General features: G+C 67.6%; 10 protein-coding genes. 7 read left to right on the top strand and 3 right to left on the bottom strand.

The genetic code is table 11. The annotated features are described in order from the left end of the window. Window position 1: 1 nt before the first annotated feature. Both QJ043_RS09540 and QJ043_RS09545 read right to left on the bottom strand, forming a co-directional pair. Entirely contained in the window at window positions 2–1249 is a 1248-nt protein-coding gene (locus tag QJ043_RS09540) for a glycoside hydrolase family 88/105 protein (protein ID WP_283713445.1), read from the bottom strand. A gap of 73 nt (window positions 1250–1322) precedes the next feature. After that, the gene (locus QJ043_RS09545) at window positions 1323–2996 is read right to left on the bottom strand and encodes an MFS transporter (protein ID WP_283713444.1); all 1674 of its coding nucleotides are present in this window, start codon (window positions 2994–2996) and stop codon (window positions 1323–1325) included. A 751-nt stretch (window positions 2997–3747) separates the two neighbouring features. Between QJ043_RS09545 and QJ043_RS09550 the strand changes: the two genes are divergently transcribed. The 3 genes from QJ043_RS09550 (at window position 3748) to QJ043_RS09560 (ending at window position 5611) form a co-directional block, all read left to right on the top strand. Continuing rightward, entirely contained in the window at window positions 3748–4758 is a 1011-nt protein-coding gene (locus QJ043_RS09550) for a LacI family DNA-binding transcriptional regulator (protein ID WP_283713443.1), read from the top strand. An 86-nt stretch (window positions 4759–4844) separates the two neighbouring features. Then, window positions 4845–5132, top strand: coding sequence for a type II toxin-antitoxin system TacA family antitoxin (locus QJ043_RS09555; RefSeq protein ID WP_283713442.1), 288 nt, complete (start codon window positions 4845–4847; stop codon window positions 5130–5132). A gap of 14 nt (window positions 5133–5146) precedes the next feature. After that, entirely contained in the window at window positions 5147–5611 is a 465-nt protein-coding gene (locus tag QJ043_RS09560; RefSeq protein ID WP_283713524.1) for a GNAT family N-acetyltransferase, read from the top strand. 33 nt (window positions 5612–5644) lie between these two features. On the opposite strand, the gene QJ043_RS09565 is transcribed toward QJ043_RS09560, so the two are convergent. Then, window positions 5645–6508 carry a fumarylacetoacetate hydrolase family protein gene (locus QJ043_RS09565; RefSeq protein WP_283713441.1) on the bottom strand — a complete coding sequence of 288 codons (864 nt, stop codon included), beginning with the start codon at window positions 6506–6508 and terminating at the stop codon, window positions 5645–5647. Between the two features lie 298 nt (window positions 6509–6806). On the opposite strand from QJ043_RS09565, the gene QJ043_RS09570 reads away from it, so the two are divergent. The 4 genes from QJ043_RS09570 (at window position 6807) to QJ043_RS09585 (ending at window position 12927) form a co-directional block, all read left to right on the top strand. After that, window positions 6807–7637, top strand: a complete 831-nt coding sequence (locus tag QJ043_RS09570) for a gluconate 5-dehydrogenase (protein WP_283713440.1) — start codon at window positions 6807–6809, stop codon at window positions 7635–7637. 57 nt (window positions 7638–7694) lie between these two features. Then, window positions 7695–8348 (top strand): RpiB/LacA/LacB family sugar-phosphate isomerase, encoded by a 654-nt coding sequence (locus QJ043_RS09575; RefSeq protein WP_283713439.1) that lies wholly within the window; start codon window positions 7695–7697, stop codon window positions 8346–8348. Between the two features lie 248 nt (window positions 8349–8596). Then, complete coding sequence (locus QJ043_RS09580; RefSeq protein WP_283713438.1) at window positions 8597–10252, top strand: putative manganese-dependent inorganic diphosphatase; 1656 nt, start codon at window positions 8597–8599, stop codon at window positions 10250–10252. Window positions 10253–10443: 191 nt separating this feature from the next. Then, window positions 10444–12927: a tetratricopeptide repeat protein gene (locus QJ043_RS09585; RefSeq protein ID WP_283713437.1), complete on the top strand. Its 2484-nt coding sequence runs from the start codon at window positions 10444–10446 to the stop codon at window positions 12925–12927. Window positions 12928–13055 lie beyond the last annotated feature (128 nt).

Raw genomic sequence — 13055 nt, forward strand, 5'->3', positions numbered from 1 at the left:
CTCACACCGCTTTGCTCGACCGCGCCACCGGCGTCCCGTGGGGCTCATAGCCGCCAAAGGGGTCCAGCAGCGAGCAGGACGCGGCCGGCGACGTCGGGTCGCACAGACCCGCCAGCTGGTCGTGCCGCATGGTCTCGATGTACGCCAACACGAGGGGCGCCACGCCCTTGGCGTCGTTCTTCACCACGGGCTCGCGCATGTAGTACTCGAACGTGCCCTCGCGGTGCCCGGTGTTGCCCAGACCGGCCACGAGGCAGATGCTGCTCAGCTCCAGCTCGCCGTCGGTCTCGGTCAGACAGGTGCGGCAGATGCCGTCGAACGTCTCGCGCCCCAGGTCGAACATCCCCTCGTCGAGGATCCCCAGCCGCGCGCCCTTCATCATCGCGTTGGCAAAGATCGCCGACCCCGAGGTCTCCAGGTAGTTGGGCTCGATGTTCGGCAGGTTGATCACCTGGTGCCACATGCCCGTCGCGGGGTCGCGGTAGGGCAGCATCGCGTCCACCAGCTCGGCGAGCATCTGGCGCAGCGTGTCCTTCTCGGTGGACATGCTCGGCGGCATGAGCTCCCAGGTGTCCACGAGCGCCATCGCGAACCAACCCTCGGCGCGCAGCCAGAAGCTCGACGAGAGCCCCGTCACGGGGTCGCACCAGAACTGCTTGCGCGAGGAGTCGTAGGCGTGGTGGTAGAGGCCGTTGCGCGCGTCGCGCATGAGGTCGCGCACGACACAGAACTGGTGAAAGGAGTCCGAACAGGCGCGCCGCTCGTTGAAGGCCAGCTCGTACTGCATGTAGAACGGCTGCGCCATGTACATGCCGTCGAGCCAGATCTGGTTGGGATAGATGGCCTTGTGCCAGAACACGCCCTCCTTGGTGCGCGGCTGGCCCAGCAGCTGCCCGTAGATGCGGTCCATGGCCAGGCGGTACTTCTCCTTGCCCGTGAGGCCGTGGAGCAGAAAGAGCGTCTTGCCGGCATTGACGTTGTCGAGGTTGTACTCCTCGGGGTCGTAGCCGTCGATGGCCCCGTCGTCGCCCACGAAATGGTCGATGAACGCGTCGGCGTAGTCGCGGTAGTCCTGCCGGCCGGTGATGTCCGAGAGCTCGAGCAGCGCCTTGATCATGCAGCCGTCGATGTAGTTCCAAGTGTTCTGACCGCCCGCGCGGGCCTTCTCGATGTTCCAGGCCGGCGCCTCGGGCGTCGAGCGGTCCAACAGTTGCTCGATGTAGATGTCGAGAATCGCGTTGCACCCCATGGGTGTCCTCCCTCGCACGGGTCTTCCGAAAGGCCCGCCGGGAGCATCGTCCCGACGGGCCGCATGCGCCGCCTTACACGGCCTTCTTGGTGCTCGGCTCCAGCTGGTCCATCGCGTCGCCCTGGAACTGCTCGTCCAAGAACTGTCCCGGCTCGCCCTTCGCCGCACCGAAGCTCATGGCCATGCGGGCGGGCATCTCCTCACGGATGCGCTTGAGCTCCTCGGGCGTGTGGTAGCCGACGGTGTTGTGACCGAAGCACAGCTCGTACTGGACGCCGGACAGCTGCTCGCAGACGCGCTTGACCTCCGGGTCCACGTCCTCCATGCGGCCGCCCTCCTGCAGCACGCGCTTGGCCTCCCGCTGGACGATCTTGTCGGTGTCGCGGTCGAGCTTCATGAGCTTGGCGGAGACCATGCCGAGCAGGGACAGGCCGCAGACGCCCACGATCAGCACGCCGAGGATGGCCGTGGACACGGTGGCCGGCTGGGTCACGTCGCCGGAGGTGCCGCTCACGTAGCCGGCGACGGAGAGCACCATGCCGAGAATGGCGACCACGGCGGAGTTGATGAGCTTGCCGCAGAAGTGCATGGCGGCCGAGAAGTTGCCCTCGCGACGGCGCCCCGTGACCACCTCGTCCACGTCGGCTACGAACAGGTAGGCCTGCCAGGGGATGTAGTACACGGCGCCGGTGCCCAGGCCGAAGACCACGACGATGGACGTGATGGCGATGAAGCCGGCCGTGGTGGAGGCGTCCACACCGCCCACGACGGCGAGCACGTAGGCCAGGGTGGCGACGATGACGACGCCCTCGGCGACCATGTACGGCTTGCGGAACCCCTTCTTGGCCACGACGCCCATCACGGCGAGCGTGGACACGAGCTGCAGGATCGAGCTCATGGAGGACCACGCGGAGGCGTTGGCCTTGGGGAGCATCAGGCAATAGAGGACGAAGTAGGAGAACGTCGAGGTGAAGAGCCACTCGGCGCCAAAGCCGAAGAGGTACATGCCGAGCAGGTGGCGGAACGTCTTGATGCGGAGGGTGGAGCCGAGGTCCACGAACATCTTCTTGACGCCCTCGATCGGCGACTCGACCCGCTCCATCGTGGACTCGTCCACCGGGCGCTCCCAGGTGGTGAGGTAGACAAAGAGCATGGCGGCGGCCATCAGGACGCCGAAGGCGCAGCCCATGATGAAGAACGCCTGGGGGTTGTCGTTACCAAAGACGAGGAAGAACACGCCCGGCAGGGCGGCGGTCAAAAAGCCGGCGACCTTGCCGATGGAGGCGCGAAGGCCCGCCAGGTACGTGCGCTCGTCGTAGTCCTCGGTCATCTCGGCCGGGAGCGCGTCGTAGGGGATCATCACCATCGTGTACATCGCGTTGTAGAGGATGTAGACGAGGAAGTAGTACGCGAAGCCATTGGGCACGACGACCCACATCATCGGGTTGAGCAGACCGAGCACCGGAATGGCCAGCAGGATGAAGAAGCGACGGCGCCCGAACGTGCGGCCGAGCCAGGTGTTGTTGAACGCGTCGGTGATGAAGCCGCAGAACGGGTTCAAGAAGGTGTCCACCAAGAGCGCCGACGAGTAGATGAGCGTCGCCTCGGGCATCGAGAGGCCGGCGTACTGGGTGTAGAAGATCACGAGCCAGGCGTTGGAGATGGCGAGCGCCCCCGAGCCCACGAGGTTGCCAGAGCCGTAACCCAGCCGCGTGAGCCAGGTCACCTTCTTGTCTTTCCGTGACATGGGATTCCTTTCTCCCAGGCCGCTCGGCGGCCGGTCTTACCCTACGGGAAATGTGGGGAGCCTGCGAAGAGGGCGTGCGCGACCCCCGGGAGCGCCCGCGTCCGTTCCTCCGGCAACTCGTATGACAGTCCTTTTCTCCCGAGAAGACAACCGGTTTACTTCTGGGGACACATTGACGGTCAGCGAAGCTATTCAGGTAGACCATGAATGGGCTGAAACCGTGCGCGGTCTTGTGACCCAGCACGAGAGGCATGGATGATCAGGCTTATTACCTGCTGTTTCTTTGCCGGCATTCCGCCTCTTATCGACGGCTGCCCACACCTTTGGGCAGCTCGTGATGCATGAAACTCCCGGCACTTGCGCATAATCCCCCGCAGACGACCCGGAACCTTATAAGCAAACCATTTACTTCCTGAGTCCGCGAACGGCCGTTGAAACCGGTTGCAACGGCAACGGTGCCTGCCCTGCCTGGAGCTGGCGAAAGCGCTGTCGCGCTGCCCCTGGGCTCCACCAGCGCCTCTATCGTCACCGGTGGCATAGGCTGACAGGAAGCGGCGGGGCTGACCCGGGACGTGGGCTTTCTCTGAGCTGTTCCATTGACGGTCTAACTGGTTTACTCATGGGACATACGGCCATTGCAGGAGCCGTTCGACCGGGCACGGCCCCCGGGCACACGACCGGCTCGGACGGGACGCCGAGCAGTAAACTAGGTAACCGGAGGACTCGACGGCGCAGACCGACGGAGGGCACCATGGCGGGCAAGAAACACGTCACCATCAACGACATCGCCACGATGGCGGGCGTCTCCAAGACCACCGTGTCCTTCTTCCTCAACGGCAAGTCCGAGCGCATGTCCGAGGAGACCCGGCAGCGCATCGCACAGGCCATCGCCAAGACCGGCTACCGGCCGAGCCCCGTCGCGCGCTCCCTCAACGCCAAGCGCACGTCGCTCATCGGCGTGATCATCGGCGACATCGCGAACACGTTCTCCAACTCCATCGTCAAGGGCATCGAGGACGTCGCCGCCGAGGCCGGCTACCGCGTGCTCGTGAGCGGGTCGAACCACAACCGCGACAACGAGCGCGACTATATCGACCGGCTCCTCGCCGTGGGAGTGGACGGGTTCCTCGTGCAGCCCACCGCCTCCTTCAAGGAGATCTCGCAGGCCATCGACGAGACGGACACGCCCCTCGTGTTCTTTGACAGCAAGTTCTACGACTACGCGTCCAGCTGGGTGAAGACCGACAACTACGAGGCCACCTTCCAAGCGATCCGCGCCTGCATTGCCAAGGGCTATGAGCGGTTCCTGCTCGTGGCCGCCCCGGCGGGCAACCTGAGCAGCCGCGTGGAGCGCACGAGCGGCTTTGTGGAGGCCCTGGCGGAGGCGGGCGTCGGCTTTGAGCAGTTCGAGCTGGGGGACGACTCGGTCGACGTCCCCGCGCTGCAAGGGTTCCTGCGCGAGCGAATCGACGGCGTGACGCCCACGCTCGTGTTCGCGCCCAATTGCTGGGCGCTGCCGGACATCTACCGGGGCATGCGCGAGTTCTACCCGCTGATGCCGGGCGCGGTGGGGCTGCTCGGCTTCGACAACGCGGAATGGGTGGAGGTGGCGAGCCCGAGCGTCTCCGTGATCATGCAGCCGGCGCGCGAGGAGGGCGCGACGGCCTGCCGGATCCTGATCGACCTGATCCACAAAGAGGGGGCGGTGAACCCCCACCAGGTGCTGCCCTGCTCGGTGCAGTGGGGCACGACGACGCGATAGGGCACGCCGTCCATCGGGTCCACGCATACGGCGGATAGCATCCGCCGTATGCGGCTATACTCTAGGGCACGTTGGAAGGAGGCACGATGGCTCCTGCTGTTCTAGAGAAACGCACGACCCGGCGCCGGCTCGACATCCCCCTCAACGACGAAGAGCGAGCCCAGCTCGACCTTTCGGCGTCGCTTGCTGGCATGAAGACGACCCAGTGGGCCAAGTCGCGCCTGAAGCGCATCGCAGCCGAAGAGATTGAGGCCTCGCGAACCGAGACGCTCTCACCGGTGTCCTTTGACGAGTTCTTGCAAGCGCTCGACGAGGGCCCCACAGAGACCGGCCTCGAGTTTCTGGCGATGCCTTCCGTGCTGGACAAGCAATGATGCGCGTCCGCCGCATGGCGCCGGGTGACGATGTGTCGCAGGTCCGCTGCGGCGAGCCGGCTCTCGACGACTGGGCCCGAGAGCGCGCTCCAAGAGCTGAGGCACTCGGTGATGCTGCCGTGTTCGTGTTGGAGGACGGCGACCGCATCGTGGGCTACTACACCCTTTCGCCCTTCAGCGTGATTCGCGGCGCGTCTCCGGGACGCGTCTCGCGCAATGCGCCCGACCCGGTACCGTGCCTTCTATTGGGCAGGCTCGCCGTAGATCAGGGTTTCCAGGGTCTTGGACTGGGAAAGGCGCTGCTCAAAGACGCCATCCTCGAGGCCGCGACCGTCCGGGCCCGTATCGGCGGCCGTGCCCTGGTCTGCGACCCCCTGAACGACGAGGTGCGTGCCTGGTACCTATCAGCCGGCTTTATTGAAGGGCGCGGCACTCGGAAGCTGTTCTTTCCACTGAAAGGCATCGCAGGCAAAGGGTGACCCACACGCCAGCGACCGCGGCGCGGCCCCGGGCTAGGCGAAGCGCGTCGTCAGCGTGCCGATGCCCTCGATGGTCGCCTCCACCACGTCGCCGGGGCGGATCCAGTCCTGCTGGCCTGCCGGTTTGCCGCAGACCACGCCCTCCGGCGTTCCGGTGAAGATGAGGTCCCCCGGCTCCAGCGTCAGGTACCGGGAGGCGCAGCTCAGGATCTGGGCGCAGTCGAACACCATGGCGTCGGTGGTGGCGTCCTGCTCGGGCACGCCGTTCTTGGTCAGGCCGATGCGCTTGTGCGCCGGGTCGAAGCTGTCCGCGGTCACGAGGTAGGGGCCCGTGGGCGCGAACTGGTCCAGGGACTTGCCGATGAGCCATTGGCCGGTGCGATGCTGCAGGTCGCGGGCCGTGAGGTCGTTGCCCACGGTGTAGCCGAACACGTAGTCCAGCGCCCGGTCCTGCGGCACGTCATGGGCGCGCCGGCCCACGACCATCACCAGCTCGGCCTCGTAGTCGTACTGGTTGGAGACGGGCGAGAGCCCCACGGTCTCCCGATGGGCCGCCAACGCGTTGTTGTACTTGCCAAAGAGCAAGGGCTCCGACGGCACGTCCATCTGGAACTCCGCGCTGTGCTTGCGGTAGTTGATGCCGACGCAGAGGATCTTCTCGGGGTCGGCCACCACCGGGGCGAAGGTGGCCGCGTCTGGATCGAGGGTCACGACCTCGCCCCCGAGAAGGTCGGCGAGCGCCTCCCGGCCCAGGGGCCCCTGAGCGATGAGCTGCTCCATCGTGACGGGGACGTCCAGGGCGCGCTCGGCCGCCGTGGCCGCCACGTCGACGAGGCGACCGCCGTCGAGAATGCCGAGCGTGGTGCCGGACGCCGTGCGGAGGCTCGCGAGCTTCATGGGTGGCCCTTTCTGGGGAGGTGTCTCTCCCGAACGATGAAAGGCCCCTCGCCCAAGAATGTCAACCTGTTTACTCCAGAACGTCACCACGCGGGCTCTCAAGAGCATGGTTCTCGTGCGAACCCGGCGCGTAGGGCGTCTTCCCGAAGAACGAATCCAGGATGGGGATGAACCCAGAGGCCGCTGGGGGCGCGGCCTCCTCCCCTTTGTGAAGACTTCTCCATTTTTGTGAATCGGTTTACTTATCGGCGTCCCTCCGCCTATCCTCCTCCGTGTCCCAGAGGAAAGGAGCTTGCCCATGAGCGAGCAGTACGCGGACCCGTCGGTCTTCTCACTGGACCTGTTCCGGCTCGACGGCCAGGTGGCCCTCGTGACCGGTGCCACCCACGGCATCGGCTTCGCCTGTGCGGTCGCCCTGGCCAAGGCCGGTGCCACGGTCGCCGTGAACAGCCACAGCGCCGAGCATCTCGAGCGCGCGCTGGCCGAGTATGCGGCCGCCGGCGTGGACGCCCACGGCTACGTTGCCGACGTCACGGACGAGGACGCCGTCGCCGCGATGGTGGCCGACATCACGGCCGACCTCGGGTCGCCGGACATCCTCGTCAACAACGCCGGCATGATCGCCCGCACGCCGATGCTCGAGATGTCCGCCGAGGAGTACCGCCGCGTGGTGGACATCGACCTCGCCGCGCCCTTCATCTGCGCCAAGGCGGTGCTGCCGGCCATGGTGGAGAAAGGGCACGGCAAGATCGTCAACATCTGCTCGCTGATGAGCGAGCTGGGACGCGAGACGGTCGCGGCCTACGCGGCGGCGAAGGGCGGTCTCAAGATGTTGACGCGCAACATCGCGAGCGAGTTCGGCGAGGCCAACGTCCAGTGCAACGGCATCGGCCCGGGCTACATCGCCACGCCGCAAACGGCGCCCCTGCGCGAGCCGCAGGCCGACGGCTCGATGCACCCCTTCGACAGCTTCATCCGCGCCAAGACCCCGGCCGGGCGCTGGGGCACGCCGGTCGACCTCATGGGGGCGATGGTGTTCCTGGCGAGCCCGGCGTCCGACTTCGTGAACGGCCAGGTGCTCTACGTGGACGGCGGCATCACCGCGTACCTCGGCAAGCAGCCCCAGTAAACGACTCCGCGTGCAAAACGGGACAGTCCCTTTTTTCACATCCGAAAGGAAATCTCCATGCGCATCGCACTGATTATGGAAAACAGCCAGGCCAGCAAGAACGCCCAGGTGGAGGCGGCCCTGCGTGCCGCCGTGGAGCCGCTCGGCCATACGGTTCTCAACTATGGCATGTACACGGCGGACGACGCGGCCCAGCTCACCTACGTGCAGGAGGGCATCCTCGCGGCCATCGTCCTGAACGGCGGCGCGGCCGACTACGTGGTCACCGGCTGCGGCACCGGCGAGGGCGCCATGCTCGCGCTCAACAGCTTCCCCGGCGTGATCTGCGGCCACGTGGAGGACCCGCTCGACGCCTACACCTTCGCCCAGATCAACGACGGCAACGCGGTGGCGGTTCCCTTCGCCAAGGGCCAGGGCTGGGGCTCGGAGCTGCAGCTCCGCTACATCTTCGAGAAGCTCTTCTCCGAGGAGTCCGGCCAGGGCTACCCGCGCGAGCGCGCCGTGCCCGAGCAGCGCAACAAGCGCATCCTTGACGCCGTGCGGGCGAACAACTTCAAGCCCTTCCCGGCGCTCCTCAACGGCCTCGACCCGGAGCTTGTGGCCGGCGCCGTGGCCGGCGAGCGCTTCTCGGAGCTGTTCTTCGCGAACGCGACCGATCCCGAGGTCGTCGCCTGCGTGCGCGGACTGCTGACGAGCCCGGCGGCGGAGTAGAAACGAGTTTTCGACAGGTTCCAAACGATCGTTTGCAACTGGGCGGGACAGAGGTGCTGGACACCTGTGTCCCGCCGTCCGCACCGTGGGACGCACGTGTCCGGCACCGGTGTCCCGCCGCTCGCCGCCGCGTGCGACCGCTCACGGGCGCGAAGCGTCGATATTTCAAGGACTCTCGCCTTCGCCTGAAAAACCGCAGGTCTGGGCTGCTTCAATGAGTTGTTGACAGCGACTTCAGAGGAGCGACCATGGAAACCCTGCGCAAGGTCAACGTGATCGGGCACCTGCACCCGGACACGGACAGCATCTGCTCGGCCGTGAGCTACGCCTGGCTCAAGAACGCGATCGGCCCGAAGATCCACGAGCCCCGGCGCGCCGGCTCCATCAACCGCGAGACGGCCTTCGTGCTCAAGCGCTGGGGCGTCGACGAGCCGGACCTCATCACCTCCGTCCGCCCGCAGGTGAAGGACCTCGCCTATCAAAGGGAGCGGGGCATCGACGCGGAGACCAGCCTCTACGCGGCCTGGAACAAGATGCGCGACGACCGTCAGGACACCCTCTGCGTCACGACGGACGACCAGGAGCTTCTCGGTCTCGTCACCGTGAAGGACGTCGCGAACGCCAACATGGACGTCTTCGCCAACGACGTGCTCTCCACGTCCCGCACCAGCTACGCCAACGTGATCGAGACCTTGAACGGCGAGATGGTGCTCGGCGACCCGTCCGAGCAGATCGCCGGCGGCAAGGTGGTGGTCGGCACGAGCCCGGAGATGATGGAGGACTCCATCGAAGAGGGCGACATGGTGCTCGTCACCAACCGCTACGAGGTGCAGCGCTACGCCATCGACTCCGGCGCCAGCTGCCTCGTGATCTGCTGCGACGCCAAGCCCACCCGCGGCATCATCAGCGCCGCCGAGCACCACGGGTGCCGCATCATCACGACGCCGCTCGACACGTACGCCGCCACGCGCCTCATCTGCATGTCCGTGCCCGTGCGCTCGGTGATGCTGAGCCAGGGGCTCGTGACCTTCTCGGTCAACACCACCATCGAGGACGTCCGCAAGACGATGAGCGCGACCCGCCACCGCTACTTCCCGATCCTCGACGAGGACGGCCGGTTCGCGGGCGTGATCTCCGGCGCCAACATGTTCGACATCAAGCGCAAGCACGTGATCCTCATGGACCATAGCGAGGTGTCCCAGGCGGTGGACGGCCTGTCCCACGCCATCATCCTCGAGATCATCGACCACCACCGCATCGGCACCATCGAGACCACCTCGCCGGCGCTCTACCGCGCCCAGCCGGTGGGCTGCACCTGCACCATCGTCAAGCAGATGTACGACGAGAACGGCATCACGCCGCCGCCGCACATCGCGGGCCTCATGCTCTCGGCGATCCTCTCGGACACCCTGACGTTCCGCTCCCCCACCTGCACCGAGCAGGACAAGCTCGCCGCCCAGGAGCTTGCGGGCATCTGCGGCGTCGACATCGACACCTACGCGGACGAGATGTTCGAGGCCGGCGCGGACCTCACCGGGCGCACCGCCGAGGACGTCTTCAACAGCGACTTCAAGATCTTCTCCCGGGGCAGCGCGCGTTTCGGCGTGGGCCAGGGCTCCTACATGACGGAGTCGAGCCGCAAGGCCGCCGAGGCGCTCGTGGGGCCGTACCTGGCCGATGCCGCACGGAACGAGGACCTGCCCGTCGTCATGTACATGTTCACCGACGTGAAGACGCAGACCACGGACCTCCTGTTCTACGGCGAGGGCGCGGAGAGCGTCGTGAGGGCGGCCTTCGGCGTGGAGCCCACAGACGGCATGGCGGTGCTCCCCGGCGTCGTGAGCCGCAAGAAGCAGATGATCCCTCCCCTGATGGCAGCCTTCGAGAAGCTCTCCGAGGAGTGAGACAAACCAAAGAGACGAGATCGTCCCACCCAGAAAGTGAGACAGAACAAAGAGACGAGATCGTCTCACCCGAGATCGTCTCGGCGGCGGGGCCACCGCGCCCCGCCGCGTTGCTGTGACGGGGCACTTCCCCGAGGGCCTTGCAGTACGCTGGTGCCCTGTGAGCGCTCGACATCGACAAAGGGGGCACCGTGGCCGACGCCGCGCCGACACTCAAGCTGCCGCTGTTCTCGGCCAACCGGGTCCATCCGCTCCGGCCGCTGCCCGGGCAGGAACCCACTCCCTCGTACGCCGTGGTCGACATCCCCGCTTGGGCCCCCGAGGGGCACGGGCTCGGCTACATCGTCGAGCAGCTCGGCGGCCGCAACGTGCGCGTCCTCGCCTGGATCGAGGGCGGCTCCTCCGTGTGGCCGTGCTCCCAACCGTTGACGTCGGTGCCCACGGGGCAGCCGCTGCTCCGCGTGTGCAACGGGATCGGCTCCACAAGTGAGGGCGTCGTCGAGCTCTCCCGGACGCACGGCCCGGTGGCCATCGCCAGCTGGGAGGACTGCCCCCACGGCGACGGGCGCTTCATCTCGGCGAGCCTTTTGCCCGGGGGCGTCGGCTCCTACGGCAACACGGACGCGGCCCTCGACCTCCGCACCCTCACTGCCGCGAGCTACCTCGTGTTCCTTGAGCTCACCCGCCGCAAGGTCATCCCGGACGGGCCGGAAGAGTCCCCGGACGTGCTCGCGCCGCTCCTGGAGGAGCCGCTGCCGGACGCCCTCGACCAGATCATCGAGGACGGCCGGCCGGACAACCCCGAGGCCACGCCGCTCCAGCGCTATGCCGCGCGCTCCCTCCTCGAGGTCGGCGCCCCTGAGGTGCGCCGCATCGTGGCCGAGGCCGGCGCGGACGTCGTGCGGCTCAGCACCACGGGCCTCTGGTGGGCCCGCTTCCCGACCCCGCTGCTGTCGCCGGAGGACCGCGCGCGCCTCCTTTCCGTCGAGGCGGTGCTCAACCGCGTGACCCTCATGACCGAGCAGCTCTCTACGGGCGCGATCCCGCCGTCGCTCGACCAGCTCGGCCGCGAGGTCCTCACGCGCTTCGTCGCGGACGCGCCGACCCTCCTTGACGACTTCGACAAGCCCAACCCGCTCATCAGCTACCGTGGCGCCCAGGGCAAGCGCGGCGGCCAGTGGGACGTGCGCACTCGGTTCGCGCGGGCCTGCGAGCGCCTGCGGCTGCCCTTCCGTCTAGAGCAGCGCTTCGACTGCGACCTCCCGAGCGGCGTGGCGGCCGTCGAGTGCGCGACGCCTCCCCTCTCGGCCTTCCCCGGAGGCCCCGGCGACGCTCCCGCCCTCGCGGCCACCTACGCCGTCCGCCTCGCGACGACCATGGCGGCCGCGGCGTTCGGCTCCTCGGTGATGCTGACGAACGTCGTGGTCACGGTCTTCTCGGAGGGGCTCGGCGGCCTCCCCGTGCTCTCGGTGGACTTCCGGCGGCTGCCCTTCAACCGCGTCACGCTGCCGGCGCTCAGGTCCGGCTCGCTCGCGCAGGAGTACGAGCCCGAGGCGCTCGTCGCCCTGCTCGGCCAGGACGCCCGCCTGTTCTACGTGCCGGGGGGCGGTTCGGACGCGGGGCTCCGGCCCATCGAGCCCTTCCGGGCGCCCGAGCTCCTGCCCCACCGGACGGAGCTCTGGCAGGACCTGCGCCCGCTGCCCGAGGACCTGGCCCAGAGCCTCCGGGCCACGCAGGCCTGCGAGCTGGACGTCTACCACGACCCGATGCCAGAGCTGCTCGAGGAGGTGCGCTCGGTGGACGCGGAGGAGGCCGACTCCCCCGTCGTCGCCGTGATGCGTCTCGAAGAGGTCTGCGACCGCGGGCTCAAGCTCCTCGGGGAGCGCGCCGAGGAGCTCGAGGACAAACGGCCCCTCTATTGCAGCAGCGGGCTCACCCGGCTGCTCGTGGCCGAGGCGCCCGCCGGCGGAACCAAGGCCTGCGGCGTTGCCGCCGCCGAGGACCCCACGCAGGTGACGAGCAGAACGACCGTCGCGGAAGGGTCGACGCCCCGTTACTACAACCTACCGGACGGCTTCTTCGAGGCGCGGCTCGGCCTCGCCCGTCGCTACCTGGACCTCGAGGACCCGGCGCGCGCGCTCGCCACGGTGGAGCAGTGCATCGCGCTCGCACCGTCGAGCACGCAGCCGCGCGTGGCCAAGGCCGTGATGCTCGGCGACCTGGAGCGCTTCGACGAGGCCGCCGAGGAGCTCAAGACGCTCCTCACGATGCTCATCGACCGTGAGGACACCGGGTTCGTGTACTACCGGCTCGCGTTCGCGCTGTGGCAGTCGGGGCACCCGGAGGTCGGGGCCGCGTGCTACGTGCTCGCCTTGGCGGCGCCGCGCTTCGCGGAGCAGTCGCGCGCGGAGCTGGCCGAGCTGCTCGCCGAGAACCGCATGAAGACGCCGAGCCGGGAAGAGGCCGAGGAGCTGCTGCGCCGCGCCCACATCTGCATCCCCCAGCGGGACGAGCTGCTGCAGTCGCTCGCGGCGTCGGCGGTGGGGCTCGTGGACGGCGACTTCCCGATGGCGGCGTGGCAGGCCGTGGGCTACCTGGCGGACCAGACCCATTCGGACGACCTGAACAACGTGAGCGCGAGCCTGCGCGACGGCACGCCGAGCGCCTACGTGTAGCCGCCGGGACCCGCGCCCGTCACGTTCCACGTCCTTCGACGGCTCCCGGTCCAGCGCGCATCCGCGAGAAGGCCGCCCGAGAGAATCCCCACCCGCACAGAGGGGAATGCTATCCCCAGTGGAGAGTC

Origin of the sequence: Kribbibacterium absianum (genome assembly GCF_030067705.1) — a bacterium.
In the GTDB taxonomy this organism is placed as follows: domain Bacteria; phylum Actinomycetota; class Coriobacteriia; order Coriobacteriales; family Atopobiaceae; genus Kribbibacterium; species Kribbibacterium absianum.

Coding starts and splice junctions, on each gene's coding strand:
- QJ043_RS09570 (WP_283713440.1), top strand. CDS start 6,807: ATGAGCGAGCAGTACGCGGACCCGTCGGTCTTCTCACTGGACCTGTTC.
- QJ043_RS09575 (WP_283713439.1), top strand. CDS start 7,695: ATGCGCATCGCACTGATTATGGAAAACAGCCAGGCCAGCAAGAACGCC.
- QJ043_RS09555 (WP_283713442.1), top strand. CDS start 4,845: ATGGCTCCTGCTGTTCTAGAGAAACGCACGACCCGGCGCCGGCTCGAC.
- QJ043_RS09550 (WP_283713443.1), top strand. CDS start 3,748: ATGGCGGGCAAGAAACACGTCACCATCAACGACATCGCCACGATGGCG.
- QJ043_RS09545 (WP_283713444.1), bottom strand. CDS start 2,996: ATGTCACGGAAAGACAAGAAGGTGACCTGGCTCACGCGGCTGGGTTAC.
- QJ043_RS09560 (WP_283713524.1), top strand. CDS start 5,147: ATGGCGCCGGGTGACGATGTGTCGCAGGTCCGCTGCGGCGAGCCGGCT.
- QJ043_RS09565 (WP_283713441.1), bottom strand. CDS start 6,508: ATGAAGCTCGCGAGCCTCCGCACGGCGTCCGGCACCACGCTCGGCATT.
- QJ043_RS09540 (WP_283713445.1), bottom strand. CDS start 1,249: ATGGGGTGCAACGCGATTCTCGACATCTACATCGAGCAACTGTTGGAC.
- QJ043_RS09580 (WP_283713438.1), top strand. CDS start 8,597: ATGGAAACCCTGCGCAAGGTCAACGTGATCGGGCACCTGCACCCGGAC.